Annotated in this window: 12 protein-coding genes and 1 pseudogene; 7 read left to right on the top strand and 6 right to left on the bottom strand. The window is 68.5% G+C overall.

The genetic code is table 11. From position 1 onward, the window contains the following. The first annotated feature begins 33 nt into the window (after positions 1 to 33). The 3 genes from H074_RS31735 to H074_RS31725 all read left to right on the top strand — a co-directional run bounded on the left by H074_RS31735 (position 34) and on the right by H074_RS31725 (position 4,629). Positions 34 to 2,565: a phosphocholine-specific phospholipase C gene (locus H074_RS31735; RefSeq protein WP_007034178.1), complete on the top strand. Its 2,532-nt coding sequence runs from the start codon at positions 34 to 36 to the stop codon at positions 2,563 to 2,565. Between the two features lie 160 nt (positions 2,566 to 2,725). Further along, a complete protein-coding gene (locus tag H074_RS31730) occupies positions 2,726 to 3,427 on the top strand; it encodes a DUF4232 domain-containing protein (RefSeq protein ID WP_007034177.1) in 702 nt (233 codons plus the stop codon). 449 nt (positions 3,428 to 3,876) lie between these two features. After that, entirely contained in the window at positions 3,877 to 4,629 is a 753-nt protein-coding gene (locus H074_RS31725; protein ID WP_007034176.1) for a hypothetical protein, read from the top strand. A 51-nt stretch (positions 4,630 to 4,680) separates the two neighbouring features. Here the strand turns inward: H074_RS31725 and H074_RS31720 are convergent, their stop codons facing one another. Beyond that, on the bottom strand, positions 4,681 to 5,892 hold the full coding sequence (locus tag H074_RS31720; RefSeq protein WP_007034175.1) for a cytochrome P450: 1,212 nt from the start codon (positions 5,890 to 5,892) through the stop codon (positions 4,681 to 4,683). Between the two features lie 133 nt (positions 5,893 to 6,025). Here H074_RS31720 and H074_RS31715 point away from each other — a divergent pair, with 133 nt between their 5' ends. Together H074_RS31715 and H074_RS31710 are read left to right on the top strand one after the other, a co-directional pair. Further along, positions 6,026 to 6,958 (top strand): daunorubicin resistance protein DrrA family ABC transporter ATP-binding protein, encoded by a 933-nt coding sequence (locus H074_RS31715; RefSeq protein WP_007034174.1) that lies wholly within the window; start codon positions 6,026 to 6,028, stop codon positions 6,956 to 6,958. A gap of 17 nt (positions 6,959 to 6,975) precedes the next feature. After that, positions 6,976 to 7,698, top strand: a complete 723-nt coding sequence (locus tag H074_RS31710) for an ABC transporter permease (protein ID WP_420805407.1) — start codon at positions 6,976 to 6,978, stop codon at positions 7,696 to 7,698. Here the strand turns inward: H074_RS31710 and H074_RS31705 are convergent. The 3 genes from H074_RS31705 to H074_RS31695 form a co-directional block, all read right to left on the bottom strand. Beyond that, a complete protein-coding gene (locus tag H074_RS31705) occupies positions 7,682 to 10,846 on the bottom strand; it encodes an AfsR/SARP family transcriptional regulator (RefSeq protein WP_007034172.1) in 3,165 nt (1,054 codons plus the stop codon). The genes H074_RS31710 and H074_RS31705 overlap by 17 nt on opposite strands. Positions 10,847 to 10,878: 32 nt before the next feature. Continuing rightward, entirely contained in the window at positions 10,879 to 11,466 is a 588-nt protein-coding gene (locus H074_RS31700) for a YbhB/YbcL family Raf kinase inhibitor-like protein (RefSeq protein ID WP_200865834.1), read from the bottom strand. 308 nt (positions 11,467 to 11,774) lie between these two features. Then, complete coding sequence (locus tag H074_RS31695) at positions 11,775 to 12,017, bottom strand: hypothetical protein (RefSeq protein WP_039923752.1); 243 nt, start codon at positions 12,015 to 12,017, stop codon at positions 11,775 to 11,777. 142 nt (positions 12,018 to 12,159) lie between these two features. Between H074_RS31695 and H074_RS41750 the strand changes: the two are divergent. Then, positions 12,160 to 12,461 (top strand): annotated as a pseudogene (locus tag H074_RS41750) (hypothetical protein); the annotation flags it as partial. Beyond that, a complete protein-coding gene (locus H074_RS39640) occupies positions 12,458 to 12,754 on the top strand; it encodes a DUF1540 domain-containing protein (RefSeq protein ID WP_007034170.1) in 297 nt (98 codons plus the stop codon). The pseudogene H074_RS41750 and the gene H074_RS39640, both read left to right, overlap by 4 nt. 123 nt (positions 12,755 to 12,877) lie before the next feature. On the opposite strand, the gene H074_RS31690 is transcribed toward H074_RS39640, so the two are convergent. Then, a complete protein-coding gene (locus H074_RS31690; RefSeq protein WP_007034169.1) occupies positions 12,878 to 13,567 on the bottom strand; it encodes an FG-GAP-like repeat-containing protein in 690 nt (229 codons plus the stop codon). Between the two features lie 159 nt (positions 13,568 to 13,726). Next, positions 13,727 to 15,907 (bottom strand): RICIN domain-containing protein, encoded by a 2,181-nt coding sequence (locus tag H074_RS31685; protein WP_007034168.1) that lies wholly within the window; start codon positions 15,905 to 15,907, stop codon positions 13,727 to 13,729. Between the last annotated feature and the right edge of the window lie 55 nt (positions 15,908 to 15,962).

Below are 15,962 nucleotides of genomic sequence, written 5' to 3'. Positions count from 1 at the left end.
CGAACGGGTTCAAGGCAATTCCTGGAGGGCTTCGTGCGCCGTCGTACCCTGCTGAAGGCCGCTGGTGCGGCTTCCGCCTTCACTTTGCTCCCGGCGAGCGTCCGGGAGGCGCTCGCCGCCGAAGCGCCGACGGGCGGACTCGACGTCATCGAGCATGTCGTGGTGTTCATGCAGGAGAACCGGTCGTTCGACCACTATCTGGGAACGCTTCGCGGCGTACGGGGTTTCAGTGATCCGGCCGCGATCAAATTGCCTTCGGGAGCGTCGGTCTTCCAGCAGCCCGACGGCGCGGGCACCCTGCTGCCGTACGCGATCGACGACCAGTTCATGGCCGACGTCGACCACAGCTGGTCCGGCGGGCACCGGGCGTGGAACAAGGGCCGTCACGACGCGTGGCGTGCGGCCAAGGGCGTCCGCTCGCTGACCTACCACACGCGTTCGGCGCTGCGGTTCTACCACGAGCTGGCCGACGCGTTCACCGTCTGCGACGCCTACCACTGCTCGGAAATGGGGCCCACCAACCCGAACCGGTTGTACCTGTTCACCGGCAAACTCGGCTACGAGCCGGACGGCACGACCCGCGCGATCGGCAACGACGCCTGGCAGAACCCCGGGCACACCGGCTACACCTGGAAGACCTACGCCGAACGCCTCCAGACCGCGGGCCGCAGTTGGCGGGTCTATCAGGAATGGGACAATTACGGCGACAATTCGCTGGACTATTTCAGCAGTTTCCTGGCCGTCGGCGGCAAGGCTCTGTCGAAGGTGAAGGACTCCGCGGGCAAAGCCTTCCCGAAGCTGGAGTACTTCTATTACGCCCTGGATTCGGCTTCGGCCGCCGAACGGACCCGGCTGCTCGACGGACTGGCGACCGGCGTGGCGACCCTGACCGCGACCGAGCGCGCTCTGTACGATCGCGGGCTGGCCCGGGTCGCGCCGAAGCAGCTGGCGAGCGCCTTCAAGGCCGATGTCGACGCGGGCAGGTTGCCGTCGGTGTCGTGGATCGTCGCGCCGGAATCGCAGACCGAACATCCCGCGTGGGGACCCAACACCGGGGCCGATCTGGTGAAATCGATCCTCGACACGATCGCCTCCAAACCCGAGGTGTGGAACAAGACGCTGTTCCTGTTGACCTACGACGAGGACGGTGGCTTCTTCGACCACATGCCGCCGCCCGCGCCGCCCGCCTCCGGTGACGAGGGCAAGAGTTCCGTCGCCACGACCGACGAATTCGTCTCCGCTGAGCCGATCGGGCTGGGCGTGCGAGTGCCCATGTTCGTCATCTCGCCGTGGAGCCGGGGCGGGAAGGTGTGCTCGGAGGTCTTCGACCACACCTCCGTGCTGCGCTTCCTGGAACGCTGGAGTGGTGTCGCCGAGCCGAACATCTCGCCATGGCGGCGCACCGTCTGCGGCGATCTGACCTCGGCGCTGGACACCACGGCGCCGAACGCGACCTATCCGGCGCTGACCAAGCCGGTGCCGACGAGCGGGCCGTGGAACACCCAGCCGCAGCCGCCTTCCGTGCAGAAGCTTCCCGTGGCGGAGACCGGGGTGCGGACGGCACGGCCCTTGCCCTACCGGCTGGAGGTTTCGGGGCGGGTGACGGCCGAGCGGTTCTGGATCGACTTCGCCAACACCGGTGCCGCGGGCGCCCACTTCTACGTGTACGCCAACGCGCACCGGACCGATGGGCCTTGGCGCTACACCCTCGGAGGGAACGCGACGCTCTCGGACTACTGGCAGGTGGGTTCCCCGGACGGCGCGTACGACCTCACCGCGCACGGTCCCAACGGCTTCCTGCGGCGATTCGCGGGCAACCGGATCACCGCGACCACCGGCGGCAAGCCGAATCCGGAAGTCGTGCTGCGGCCGGGTTCCGGAGTGGTGTACCTGAAGATGACCAACGCGGGCGCCGCGTGCGAACTGACCGTGCGGACCGGTAACCGGGGCGGTGGGCCGTGGACGTACTCGGTCGCCCAAGGCGCGACGGTCGAGGACTGGTTCAGCATCGAAGGCGGCATGGGCGGCTGGTACGACCTTACTGTTCAAGGTCCGGACGGCTTCCTTCGCCGTTTCGCGGGCCATGTCGAGACCGGCGCCGAGACCATCAGCGACCCGGTCATGGGCTCCGGGCCGCTCGCCGCCACCGTCCGCTCGGCCGACAGCCAGGAGACCGTGGGCGAGTCCGGCGCCGCCACGAACGCCGTCGACGGCGATCCCGCCACCCATTGGCACACCAAGTGGTCCGGCGGGGAAGACCCGCTGCCCCACGAACTGCACCTCGATCTGGGCGCAGTCCGCACCGTCACGGGCCTGGTCTACTTGCCGCGCCAGGACGGTTCCGCCCACGGCCGCGTCGGCGGTTACGAGGTCTATTTGAGCACCGACGGGTCAGCCTGGGGAAGTCCCGTCGCCACGGGTACCTTCCCTGACGACGCGACCCGGAAGACCCTTCGATGCTGGCCCACCCAGGCCCGCTATGTGCGGTTCCGCGCCCTCACCGAGGCGGGCGGACGCGGCCCGTGGACGTCGGCGGCGGAGGTCACCCCGCTCGGCTGGACGTGACCGGACGGGCAGAATTCCTTGCCCTGAAGGGAAAGATGTGTGACGACCGCTGAGGTTGCTTTGGTGAGAGCAGCGTCATCGTGACGCATCTTTCCGTCCCCGTCGGGCATCTTGCTTGGTGAATGATCCACAGCGAGCAGGGACCGACGGGGAGAAGACGATGAGCCACCGCAAGATTCGACCGAACATCGCACGGGTCGCCAAGGGAATCGCGGCCTGTGCCGGTGTACTCGCCGTCGTCGCCTGCAGCAACCCCGGAACCCCCACCGCCGCCCCGCAAGCCTTCGCACCTGCCGGCGGCGGTGTCGAAACGTCCGTCGCGCCGACCGCCACTTCCGCGCCCACCGCCACCACGGCGGCGCCGAACGGGGGAACGGGAGCGTCGAAGCCGACGGCCACCACGGGGAAGCAGGTGGGATCGGGTAGTACTCCCCGTTGTGCCACAACGGATCTTTCGCTCGCGCTCGGCGCACCCAAGCCGAGCCCGAACTCGCCGGGTCAGGTCGACGTGCCGTTGACCTACAAGAACACTTCGTCCCGGACGTGCGCGTTGTACGGCGTGCCCGGTGTCGACCTGAACGGTCCCGGAGACCCGAACGGTCCGGTCTACCACCTGCCCCGGGTCGACAACGGCGTGAAGTACAACGACGTTCCCGCGGGGTCCACCGCGACCGCGACCATCACGATCCTGAAGCCCGCCGAGGGTTCGGCCACGTGGACGCCGACGCGGGTGACGACCATCCCGCCGGGGCAGACCCAGCCGCTCACCGTGAACTGGCCGTCGGATCTTCCCGTGCTGCGGCAGGACGCCGCCACGCACCCGGGGACCTACGTGAACGGGATCCTGTCCGATCCCGCCTGAGGCTCGTGAGTGGTCGCGCGGGTCATGAGTGGTAAGTGGCGTTCGAACGGACCGACGTCTCACCGCGTGCCCGGCCTCCCCGCGGCCATGTCGCGAAAGCCACGTTCGCGACGTCCTGTGTCCTGAAAGTGGCTTTCGCGACGTGCTTCCGGCGCCGAGCCCCGCGGCCAACCGGCCGCGCGAGTCCAGCTACCCCCGGAAGTCGGGGTCCGATGCTCGTCGGTGAACGCCGGCCGATCGTCCGGCGGTTCGCGGGACGAGGTCACAACGGGCGCGGAAGCCCGCCGCGAATCTCGGTCATTACACGAAGGTATAGCGGTGCTGCTCCACGCTGGTACAAACGGAGGCGGTCGCGAACGCAGCGAAGTCTTTTCGTGCCCGATCGTGCACTATCGGCCGACGAATCGCGCATTCCAGACTGGGTGTCCGGCGGAAATCCAGGAGGAATCATGACGGAGACCGTGACCACGCACATCTTCGAAGCCGTTGAAGGCGAACAGAAAATCCACGTCCCGGCGGACGCTAAGCGGGCCCGTTTCAAGCTGCGAGGAGGGCAGGGAGGGCACGGCAACGCGGATTCCGGCGGTCCCGGCCACGGTGCCGAGGTCGAGGCGACGGTGCCGGTCAAAGGCGGCGAGACACTGACGATCCATGTCGGCGAACAGGCGGGGAGATCCGGCGGTTCCGGATTCACCACCGGCGGGAGAGGCGGCTCCGGGGAAACCGTGTCCGGCCGCAACGGCGGTGGCGGAGGCGGATCGAGCGCGGTTTGCCGCGGTGACGTGCCCCTGATCGTGGCGGGCGGCGGAGGCGGTGCCGGCGGCGGATCGCTGGTGGCCCGCGGTGGCGACGGCGGTGCGGGTGACGAGAAGCCGCACAACGGCGACAAGGGCGAACGCGGGACGCTCGGTGTGGGCGGCGACGGCGGAGGCGGTGGTACCGCGAAGACGTCCAAGGGCGACAACGGCCAAGGGGCGCCCGGAGCGTCGACAGCCGGTGGCGGCGGTGGCGGCGGCGCGGGGTACGCGCTGAAGGGCGGAGGCGGAGGCGGGGGCGGCAAGTCGGGCACCAACGACTCGGCGGGAGGCGGCGGGGGAGCCGGCGCGTCCTACTACGTCGAGGGTTCCGTCAATCCGTCGATTCACAAGACCGGCGCGAAGGGTAACGGAAAGGTGGAATTGCTGGAGTGGCTCAAGGATTAAAACTCGTGAGTGGTAAGGACGGTTCTAACCGTCCTTACCACTCACGAGCGCTCACCAGGTGACCGGAAGTTCGTGGACGCCGTAGATGTTCATGTCGGTCTTGAGTTTGACCTCGTCGGCGGGAACGGCGAGCGCGAGCGTCGGGAAGCGGCGCAGCAATCCCTCGAAACCCGCACGCATCTCGATCCGCGCCAGCTGCTGGCCGAGGCATTGGTGGATTCCGTGCCCGAAGGACAGCAGGCCGCGGGCATTGCGGTGGAGGTCCAAGGTGCCGGGGTTCTCGAAACGCCGCGGATCGCGGTTCGCGGCCAGCAGCGAGATGACGACGGTCGACCCCGCGCGGATCGTTTCGCCGCCGAGCTCCAGGTCTTCCGTGGCGTAGCGGAAGAAGATGTCGGCGACGGACAGGTAGCGAAGCAGTTCCTCGACGGCGCCAGGGAGAAGTTCCGCGTCGGCACGCAGTTCGGCCAGCTGCTCGGGGTGCTCGAGAAGCGCGAAGGTGCCCAACGACAGCATGTTCGCCGTGGTCTCGTGACCGGCGAGCAGCAGCAGGAAGGCGGCGCCCGCCAGCTCCTCGATGGTGAGGTCGTCGTGGCGGCCGAGGTCGGACAGGATGTCGTCGCCGGGCGTCTCGCGTTTGCGCGTGACCAGTTCGGTGAGGAACGTGTTCATCCCGATGAACGCGGCCATCTTCTCCTCCAGCGTCTGGTCCCTGACCATGAGCTGAGCGGAGTTCGCCTGGAAGTTCTCCCGATCCTCGTACGGGACGCCGAGCAGTTCGCAGATCACCAGCGACGGCACCGGCAGTGCGAACTCCTTGACCAGGTCGATCGGCGGGACCAGATCGGCCATCGCGTCCAGCTGCCGTTCGGTGATCTCGATGATGTGATCTTCGAGCTGCTTCATCCGTTTGACGGTGAAAGCGCCGGTGAGCCGCTTCCGCAACCGGCCGTGATCCGGCGGGTCCATGGCGACGAACATGCCCGGCATCGGCGGGGAAGGTTCGGTCTGGACGGGCATCCCCGGCGTCTCGTACGGCACGTGGAGGATGCCGATGTCCTGGCGCGAGCTGAACCGGGTGTCGGCCATCAGCTGCCGGACCTCGTCGTAACCGGTGACCAGCCAGCCCTCGTGACCGTCGGGGAAGACCATGGGACTCACGGGGCGGGCCTCGCGCAGCCGGGTGATCTCGCGGGGCGGGTCGAAGGGACCCGCGTCGCGCTCCATCGGGAGGCCCTGCGGGACGGGAACCGTCTGAGTCATCGCTTCGCCTTTCGTGGTGGTTGTGACGACCACTCTCACCGGCGGGCCTGACATCCGGCTGACACGCCGCTGACACCACCCGTGTCAGCGGCGTGGCGGGGGCGTGTCAGCACGGCCGCCCAGTGTGGTCCCCATGAACGACACAGCGATCGCGGTCTCCGGACTGCGAAAGACCTTCGGCGACAAGGTCGTGCTCGACGGTATCGACCTCGAAGTCCAGTCGGGCACCATCTTCTCCCTTCTGGGCCCGAACGGGGCCGGGAAGACCACGACGGTGAACCTGCTGACCACCCTGATGAAGGCCGACGGCGGGACGGCCAAGGTCGACGGCCACGACATCGTGACCGAGGCCAAGGCGGTGCGCGCGGCGATCGGGGTCACCGGCCAGTTCGCGGCGGTGGACGAACTGCTGACCGGCCAGGAGAACCTGCGGCTGATGGTGGACCTGAGCCGCGGCCCCGCGGGCAAACGGGTCGTGCCCGAGCTGCTGGAACGCTTCGACCTGGTGGAATCGGCGCGCAAGCCGGTGTCGACCTACTCCGGGGGCATGCGCCGGAAACTGGATCTGGCGATGACGCTCGTCGGCGATCCGCGGATCATCTTCCTCGACGAGCCCACCACGGGACTGGACCCGCGCAGCCGTCGCACGATGTGGTCGATCATCCGCGAGCTGGTTGCGGGCGGCGTGACCGTCTTCCTCACCACCCAGTACCTCGAAGAAGCCGACCAGCTCGCCGACCGGATCGCGGTCCTCGACCAGGGCCGCCTGGTCGCCCAGGGCACTCCCGGCGAACTCAAACGCCGGATGCCCGGCACGCACGTCCGGCTCCGGTTCACCACCGCCGCCGAACTCGACGCGGCGGCGCGGATCTTCCCCGGGGCCACCCGGGACGACGAGGCGCTCGCCCTGCGGGTCCCCAGCGACGCCGGGACGAAATCCCTGCGCTCGCTGCTGGACCGGCTCGACGAGTACTCGATCGGCGCCGAAGAGTTCTCCGTCCACACCCCTGATCTCGATGACGTTTTTCTCGCCCTGACCGGCCACGACACGGAGGCAGTGAAGTGAAATCCCCCTCGACGGTGATGTTGCGCCGCAACTTCAAGCACCTCGTCCGCAACCCGACCTCGGTGTTCAACGCGATCCTGATGCCGGTCCTGATGATGCTGATGTTCGTGTACGTCTTCGGAGACGCGTTCAGCGTCGGTGTCGACTACATCGACTACGCCACGCCGGGATTGATGCTGCTGGCCGTTTGTTACGGGCTCGGGGCCACCGCGACGGCGGTGAACTCCGACATGACCAAGGGCATCATCAACCGGTTCAAGGTCATGGACGTCTCCCGCGGCGCGGTCTTGACCGGGCACGTCATCGCCAGCGTGCTGACCAACCTGGTCGCCATCGCGGCGCTCACCGGGGTGGCCTTCCTGCTCGGGTTCTCCCCGGCGGCCGGTTTCCTCGACTGGCTCGGCGTGGCCGGGATCGTCGTACTGCTCGGTTTCGCGGCTGCCTGGCTCACGGTCGCGCTGGGTTTGGCGGCGAAATCCCCGGAAACCGCGGGCATGGCTTCGGTTCCGCTGGTCATGCTGCCGTTCTTCAGCAGCGCGATCGTGCCCGCGGAGAAGATGGGACCCGGGCTCCGGGAGTTCGCGGAGTACCAGCCCTTCACGCCGATCATCGAGACCCTGCGCGGGCTTCTCGACGGTGCACCGGCCGCGGGCGACGTGTTCCCCGCCCTCGGGTGGTGCGCCGGGATCGCGCTCGCCGGGTACCTGTGGGCGTCCTCGACGTTCAAGAAGCGAGCGTGACCTCGGCCAGCTGTTTCCAGTCCGCCACGGTGCCTTCTCGCGCCGCCTCCGCGAACTTCGCTTCGCCGAGGCGGCGCAGCACTGTCCGTTCGATCCGGGTCACGTCCGGACGTGACCGGTCCGGCAGCCCGCGCAGTTCGTCGGCCGCCCCGAGCAACCGTGCGGCCTGTTCGGGATCGTCCCGGCGCAGGGCCAGATCCGCGACCCCGACGAGCATGTGGGCGATCAGGGGCACGTGCCGCACCTCGGCGGCCGCCTGCCAGGCCGCTTCCCGGTGTTCACGGGACTTGCCGAGATCGTCCGCGAAGTAGCCCAGCAGGTCGTGGCTGATGGCGCGGACGTGTCCCAGGCCCGCTTCGTCGCCCATCACGGTCGTCGCGAAGGCGAGTTGCTTCGCCGCTTCCTCGGTTTCGCCACGCCAGTGGGCGAGTTCCGCCTGCGAGAGGGCGAACATGCCCAGCGCGCCCGGCCACGTGACCTGCTCGGCGCGCCGCTCCGCATCGGCCGCGGCGGCCGCGCTGGCCTCCTCGTCGCCCATCAACCAGAACAGCTGCGCCTGCCGGGACCGCAGCCGGATCAGGTCCTCCATCGAACCGACCTCGGTCACCACCGTGATCGCCTGCTCGTAGTACTCGCACGCGGTGGCGAACTCGCCGCGGGTGGCGATCCGGTCCGCCAGTTCGGTCAGGGCGAACGAGATCCCGAATCGCTCGCCGATCGTCTGGAACTCGCTGAGCGCCTGTTCGAGGTAGCGGTCGGCGTCCCGGCCGGGATGGCCGAGCGTGACCCGCATCTTGCCCAGGTGCAGCCTGGCCAGCGCACGGACCCAGGCGTCCTCGTCCGCCAGCACCGGTTCCCACGCGGACAGCGCGTCCGATCCGGTGAGCATGCGCTCCAGCGCGGCGACGAGCCCCAGCAGCGGGTGCCTCTTTTCGGTGCGCGTGCCCAGCCGGTACGACTCGTGGATCCACTTCGCCGCGGTGTGTTCGTCGGCGAAACCGGAACTCACGAACAGCGAGACAAGCCCGTACACCACGGCCGCGACCTCTTCCGGCACCTCGCCCGGCGTCTTGACGGCCGCACTGACCAGCTCCATGCCTTCCGCGCGGTGCCCGCTGAGCCACCAGTACCAGCCACAGGCCGCCGCGAGCCGCATCGCCTCCGGTGCTTCGCCCGCCGTGAGGGCGCCGCGCATCGCGGAAGTGATGTTGTCGTGCTCGGAATTCAGTGTGGCGAGCCAATCCAGCTGCTCGGCACGGCGGAGCATCGGCTCCGCGGCCTCGGCGAGTTCGGTGAAGTACGTGAGGTGCGCGTGGCGCGCCAACACCGTTCCGTCCGCCTCGTCGAGCCGTTGCGCGGCGTACTCCCTGATCGTGCCGAGCATCCGGTAGCGCGGCGCTTCGTCGCCCGCGGCGACCAGCAGCGACTTCTCGGTCAGCGCGGTGAGCAATTCGAGGACTTCGTACTGTTCGACGGCCTCGTCGGCGCAGACCCGCTCGGCCGCGTCCAGGCTCGCCCCGCCCGAGAACACCGAGAGCCTGCACAGGACCGTCCGTTCGGCGTCGGACAGCAGCTCCCAGCTCCAGTCGACCATGGCGCGCAACGTCCGGTGCCGGGGCAGCGCGGTCCGGCTGCCACCGGTGAGCAGGCGGAACCGGTCGTCGAGCCGGTTCGCGAGCTGCTCGATGGACATGGTCCGCAGCCTGGCCGCGGCCAGTTCGATCGCCAGCGGCATCCCGTCCAGGATCCGGCACACGCGCGCCATCGTGGACAAAGTGGCCTCGTCGGCCACGAAATCCTTGCGCACCGCGCTCGCCCGGTCCCGCAGCAGCCGGACGGCGGGGGAGGATTCGATCTCGCCGGGGCCGGCGTTCCGGTCCGGCACGGCCAGCGGCACGACGTGCCACAACGCCTCGCCGGTGATGCCGAGCGGCTCCCGGCTCGTCGCCAATATCCGGAGACGACGGCATTCCCCGAGCACTCGATGGGCGAAGGCGGCGGCCGCCTCGATCACGTGCTCGCAGTTGTCGAGGATCAGCAGGACTTCCCGATCGCGGATCGCGGCGATGACCCGCTCGGCGGGTTCGGCGTTCGGTGAGTCGCCGAGCAGTGCGTCCCGCAGGCCGAGCGCGGCGAGCGCCGCTTGAGCGATGTTGTTCCCGCCCCCCTGCCCTTCGGGCCCGCCTCCCTTGTCTCCGTCCGGGCCGATGGCCGCGAGTTCCACCAGCCACGCCCCGTCCGGCAGGTCTGGAAGCACGGTGCGCGCGGTTTCCGTGGCCAGCCTGGTCTTTCCCGAACCGCCAGGCCCGATCAGGGTGGTGAGCCGGTGTTCGCCGACGAGTTCGCGGACCTTGGCGACGTCGGTGTCCTTGCCGACGAAGCTGGTCAGCTCGGCGCGCACGTTGGTCTTACGGTTCTCTTCGCGGCGTCCCAGCTCACCGCGCAGCAGCGCGACGTGTACCGCGGACAGCTCCGGCGACGGATCGACACCGAGCGCGTCGGCCAGGGCTTCCCTGGTGCGCTGGTACACGAGCAGCGCTTCGGTGTCGCGGCCTGTCGCCGCGAGGGCCCGCATCAGCGCGGCGACGATCCGCTCGCGCAGCGGATGCGCGGCCACCAGGTCGGTCAATTCGGTGACCAGTTTCGCGCCGTGGCCGAGGTCGAGTTCCGCGTCGAACCGGTCCTCCAGCGCCGTCAGGCGAAGCCCTTCGAGCCGGGTGACCGCCGCGTCGAACGCGCCGCTGTCCTGCAGGCCGACGTCCTGCAGCGCCGCGCCGCGCCACAGGGCGAGGGCCTCACGCAGCTTCCTCGGCTCCTCCTCGCCGCGGGCCTGGTCGATGAGCCGCTCGAACCGCACGGTGTCCACGGCGTCGGCGTCCACCTTCAGCCGGTAGCCGTCCGTCTGTCCCTCGACGACCCCTTCCGGCAGCACTTTCCGCAGCCGGGAAACCAGGCGCTGCAAGGCGTTCGTCGCGTCGGCCGGCGGCTGTTCGCCCCAGATCCAGTCGACGAGCGTCGCCTTCGGGACCACGCGGCCCGGTTCGAGCGCGAGGGCGATCAACAGCCCGCGCAACCGGGCGCCCGGCACGTCGACGAGGCCGCCGTCGTCCGTACGCACCTCGAAGGGCCCCAGCATCCCGATCCGCATTGGGCCGATTTTGCCACGGGTGACCAGGGGTCTTACGACTCGCCGGTGATCCTCGCCGAGCCGATCGAGGCCGCGGTGATCGCCCTGGCGGCGGCCTGCGTCGACGAACCGGAGTTCAGGCCGGTGAGCGAGGTCTGGTCGAGGGCGTGCACGACGAATTCGTAGGTGTTCACGGTCGAAGGCGAGCACGGACCCTGGTAGCCGTAGAGACTCGCGCTCCCGCGGTAGTAGACCTGCCTGGAGCCGGCGGGCACCGGGGGCCGGTAGACGTGCTGGACGTTCTGGGGGAGCGAAGCCGTGGTCGCCGGGATGTCGTAGATGACCCAGTGGATGAGGTTGGCGTTGTCGAGGTCGCGCATGACGATCGCGTAGCTCTTGGCCGCGGCGGGGGCACCCGACCAGGCCAGCGGCGGCGACTCGTTCTTCTTGGCCGGGTCGTGCCCGCCACCGCTGGTGCACTCGTGGACCTTGGGCATGAGACCGCCGTCGGCGAAGGCGCCACTGGACAGGGTGAACGCGTTTTGCCCCGCCGATGCCGCCGGTGACGCCGATGCCGCCGGTGAAAGGCATGCGGCGCCGAGGGCGAACAGGGCGCAGAACACGATTCTCGTTGCTCTCATCGGAGACTCCCGAGGACATTTGTGGTTCCCGTGCGCGGAATTCAGCGTAGGCATCCCGGAAAGCGTCGGCTAGCGTACTTTTCCGGCCGATCGAGGTGTTTTCGCGGTGCGCCGGTACATGAAGGGGCATCACCATGCGCTGCCTGGTGTGGCGGGACTGTGTGGATTCCGGGACATCTGACGTCCCGAAATCCACACGGTCAGAGATCGGGTGGCAACCGGCGCGATGTTCGGCAAGACGATCGACAAGCGCACCGCCGGCATGATCGCGGCGGCGGAGAAGAAGGCCGGTGACTACTTCAAGGGGCTCAACCGCTCGGCTGCTTTTCGGCGGCCCTCCCACGGCGGGTGCGCGCGACGCCGATCCACAGCAGGACGGAAACGACGGCGCCCGGCATCGCCGTCAGGTACACCGGCCACGCACGGAAGCCCGACATCCACAGCATCGTGGCCAGGCCGAGGGTGATCAGCGTCCAGATCAGCGCCAGAGCGCCGCCTCTCCGCCTCCAGTGGGCGGTGAGGCCGCGCGTTCTGTTTCTTACTCGGCTCACGCCGCTGGATACCCGTTCGTCGCCTGGTCAACCCCCGGAAATCGAGCGCGGAGACAGCCGGTGATCATCGTTCTCGAGCCGCATGACGTCGATGGAGCCGGGAGCGGCGGATGTACTGCTGTGTATCCGTGCGTCTTCCCGCCTCGACGCGCGCCGGTACGACGGTGTCGGCGGCTGGGATCGGACCGGCAACCTGACGGCGTGGACGATGGTCCTCGGGGACCGGCGAGGTGCCCCGATGTCTCACCGTATGCCGCCCCCGCCCGTGCGATCTGGGCCGCCGGGGGAGAGGCGGAACTGCACGTCTGGAGCGGCGCCTTCCACGGCTTCGACGACCTCGCGCCGGACGTGAATGAATTTTTCCGAATTGCCCCGGGAGCGAGGCGGTGTAACCCTGGTCATACCGAACGACACCACCACCACGAAGTACAGGAGTCGTTATGACCACCACTGAAATGCCCGCTGTCCACGAATGCACGGTCAGTGGCTGCTCGTACAATCACGACGGCTGTCATGCTTTCGCCATCACGGTGGGAGGCGGCAACGGATCGGCCGATTGCGGAACGTTCGTCCCGCTCAACACCAAAGGCGGACTCGATCGAGTGACCGCGCAGGTGGGAGCCTGCTCCCGCGCCGATTGCCGGCACAATTCCGCATTGGAATGCACCGCGTCGAGTGTCCGTGTCGGGCCGGGTGATGGCGACCATGCCGCCAATTGCCTGACCTACGCCCCGTAGCCGGTACAGCTGGTCCTGAGTGGCGTTTCGGGTATCGGGACCGTCTATGAAGGAATTAGGACGCTCAACGTCCTAATTCCTTCATAGACGCGAGGTGGCCGACCGTGCCAGCTCCAGACGGAGTCAGCTCCCGGCCTGGTCGCAGCTCGCGGCGTCGGTGCCGAGCACCGGGTCGGTCACCGGGCGGCTGGTGATCGGGATGGTGTTCCGGGTGGTCAGCGCGCCGTCGCGAAGGGTGTAGACGGTGCGGGTGCCCGAGTAGGTGAGGGGGTCGGCGCCGACGTCGTCGGCTTCGGCGGCGACGGTTTCGAAGGTGCGGCCGCCTCCTTCGAGCGGGGTGCACTGGTAACCCAGGTGGGCGGCGATGCCACCGCCTTCGGCGATCGACAGCGGCTTGCTGTCGTTGTCGACGACCTGGCTGAGGTTGCGGCCGTCGTAGTGCAGAGCGGTGAAGAAGGTGGTGTTGGCACCGACGGACTGGGTGACGATCAGTTCGGCGCGGCCGTCGCCGTTGAGGTCGGTGACGCGCGGGGCCTCGAGCGGGACGGAGCTGTCGGCGCCGAGGTGGATCGAAGTGAAGGTGCCGTTCACCGTGGCGGAGACGACCTGGTCGTTGTCGCCGGTGAGCTGGGCTGTGACGGTCTCGATCTCGCCGTCGCCGTCGAGGTCGGCCACGGTGGTGACCGGGCCGCCGGAAGGCGCGGTCAGCGGATCGCTCAGCGGGCCGGCCAGCGCCGGGACGACGGCGGTCAGGCTCAGCGCGGCGGCGACGCCGGTGATGGTGGCGGTACGGACGATGCCGGTGTGGTTCATGATGCTCTCCCTCCACGCTTTCGGTGAACTTTTCACCGAAAGTGCTCTCATGAAGGGAGACGGTTGCGGATCAAGGACGTGCAGTGAGAGTGTGATGTGCCACACAGACGCAACCCGGCCGCGAGAGTGGCCCACCCCCGGAGGAGTGGGCCACCCGGTTCAGCCGATCGACCACGACTGGAGCGCGGAGCCCGCGTCGGCCTGTTGCGTCACGGCCGCACCGTCCGAAGTGGACGCCGTGGTCAGGAGCAGGCCGGAGCGCACGCTGGCGATCTTGTAGGTGCCGTCGGGTTGTTTCGCCGCGGTCCAGCGCTGGTTGGCCGCGCCGGTGCACGTCCACTGGATGACGCGCGCGCCCGCGGTGGTGGCTCCGCCTTCGACGTCGGCGCACAGTTTCGAATGCGTGTTGGTCAGGGTGTAGGAACCGTCGGCCTGCCTGGTGAACAGCCACTTCTGGTTGGCGCCCTGGTTCGGCGTCCAGGTGATCAGAGGCGTGCCGGTGGCCGTCGACGAGTCCGGGTCGTCGAGGTTCTTGCCCGACGCCGCCAGGGTGTGGACGCCGTCGAGAGTGCCCGCGCCGGCGTCGGTGAACTTCAGTGTCTGCTCGGCCGCGCTCCGGCCACCTCCGACGGCGTTCCCGGTGGTGTCGGTCCAGGAGCGCAGCGGGGTGGTCTCCGCCGGTCGCGAGGCCTTGCCGGAAAGGCCGAGCACAAGCCCGCTGTAGCGGTTCACCAGCCGGAAGGTTCCCTTGTCCACAGTGGACGGAATGACGAACCATTGCTGCCCCACCGTCGAGGACGACGTCACGGTGGGTTTCGCGCCCCATGCCCGGCCCGCTTGCGCGGCGTCGACGCCGAGGAACTGGCCCGTGGCGGCGTTGGTGACGCGGTACGAGCCGTCGCCGTCGGACGAGAACTGCCACGCCTCGCGGTCGGATCCGGTCGTGCTCGCGACCGACGTCGTCGCGGTTCCGGTGCCCTGCGCCAGAACACGGCCGTCGCCGAGGCCGATGCGGTACTTGCGCGAAGTGTCCACAGGGGACGGTACGGGCGCGGAGGACGTGATGGTCTGGGTGGTGTACTCACCGCCCGCGTTGTTCGAGCAGGCGACCGCGCAGTACGACCGGAACTGCTTGCCGATGATGGTCGAATTCGTCTTGTTCGCGGCGTCGACGAACCAGCGGTACCAGGACTGGTTGGTGTAGCTCCCGGTGTCGCCGATCAGCCGCCACTTCTGCGTCGTCAGATCGTCGGTCACGTAATACCGCTGGGGGACGACGCTGTCCACGGCCTCCGGCGCGCCGATGTAGAGACCGAGATGCGCGTTGTAGGCGATGTTCATGATGAACAGATCCGATTTGCGCGGCAGCTGTCCCGCGGCGATCTGCTGGCTGACGTTGCCGGTGTTGGCCGGGTCGTAGTCGTTCGCGACGGGTGTGTAACCGGTGTCGCCCGGGGCGGACACGGGGACCATGTTGCTCTCGCGGCCGCCGACGCCGGGCTGGGTCCATCCGCCGTCGAACCACTTCTGCCACGAGCCGGACGCCATCTTGGCCGAGATCGGCGAGCGGGCGACGTGCGCCAGCCCGGTCATCGGCCCGCCGGCGCCCGCCTTCGGCACGATGCGCGAACCGTAGTAGACGTAGAAGTACCCGGAGGCGGTGTCGACGAACAGGCGCGGGTCGCCGTCGCCGTAGTCGAACGTCTGATTCGGGAAGGCCGCCGCGTCACCGCGTTTCGTGCTGTAGGGCGAAGTGATCGCGTGGTCCTTGATGGTCCAGGTCTTGCCCTGGTCCTTCGACACGGCCATGTCGATCGCGTCGTAGTGCGAGAACGAGTACGCGCCGAACGGCTCGGGCGTGAACTCGTTGTGGATCAGGCCGTACCAGTCGCCGGTGTCCGGATCGACCCAGGTGCCGACGAGGTCGCAGAAGTTGCGCTGCGAGTAGCCCGACCCGGCGGGCGGGTAGGTGGACTCCTTGCCGGTGGGGCTGTTGTTGCAGCGCCAGGTCGTGTCGTCGTTGCGGTCGGCGGGGTTGGCCGGGTTCACCGCTGTGCTGATGGGGTTCTTGGTGAAGCTGTCGAAATCGCGCCCGCTGTAGAAATCCCACTCGCGCGGCTGGTCGGCTCCGTAGAGGGCCGCCGCCTGCTGAAAGTAGAAGGTGCCGTCTTTGTCGACATAGCTACTCGCCGGGGTGTCGGTGGTCGGGCTGAACGACTTCTTGGCGTCGACCGTGATGGTGTACGTCGCGTCCGGCGGCGCGGCGTCGGACGACGCCGGCACCACCGTGGTCGCCGCCACGGCCAACGCCGCGGCGCCGAGAAGAGGCAGGGTCCGCATGACTCTCTCCCAAGGGTGACCCGCACCACAGTTGGCGGGGCGGTCGCCGATGTTA

This window comes from Amycolatopsis decaplanina DSM 44594 (assembly GCF_000342005.1).
In the GTDB taxonomy this organism is placed as follows: Bacteria; Actinomycetota; Actinomycetes; order Mycobacteriales; family Pseudonocardiaceae; genus Amycolatopsis; species Amycolatopsis decaplanina.
This window is presented reverse-complemented; position numbering and strand designations above follow the sequence as displayed.

Bases quoted from the DNA above. Each gene is read 5' to 3' on its own strand.
- H074_RS31730 (WP_007034177.1), top strand. From the start codon at position 2,726: ATGAGCCACCGCAAGATTCGACCGAACATCGCACGGGTCGCCAAGGGA.
- H074_RS31715 (WP_007034174.1), top strand. From the start codon at position 6,026: ATGAACGACACAGCGATCGCGGTCTCCGGACTGCGAAAGACCTTCGGC.
- H074_RS31720 (WP_007034175.1), bottom strand. From the start codon at position 5,892: ATGACTCAGACGGTTCCCGTCCCGCAGGGCCTCCCGATGGAGCGCGAC.
- H074_RS31685 (WP_007034168.1), bottom strand. From the start codon at position 15,907: ATGCGGACCCTGCCTCTTCTCGGCGCCGCGGCGTTGGCCGTGGCGGCG.
- H074_RS39640 (WP_007034170.1), top strand. From the start codon at position 12,458: ATGACCACCACTGAAATGCCCGCTGTCCACGAATGCACGGTCAGTGGC.
- H074_RS31725 (WP_007034176.1), top strand. From the start codon at position 3,877: ATGACGGAGACCGTGACCACGCACATCTTCGAAGCCGTTGAAGGCGAA.
- H074_RS31700 (WP_200865834.1), bottom strand. From the start codon at position 11,466: ATGAGAGCAACGAGAATCGTGTTCTGCGCCCTGTTCGCCCTCGGCGCC.
- H074_RS31710 (WP_420805407.1), top strand. From the start codon at position 6,976: ATGTTGCGCCGCAACTTCAAGCACCTCGTCCGCAACCCGACCTCGGTG.
- H074_RS31705 (WP_007034172.1), bottom strand. From the start codon at position 10,846: ATGCGGATCGGGATGCTGGGGCCCTTCGAGGTGCGTACGGACGACGGC.
- H074_RS31690 (WP_007034169.1), bottom strand. From the start codon at position 13,567: ATGAACCACACCGGCATCGTCCGTACCGCCACCATCACCGGCGTCGCC.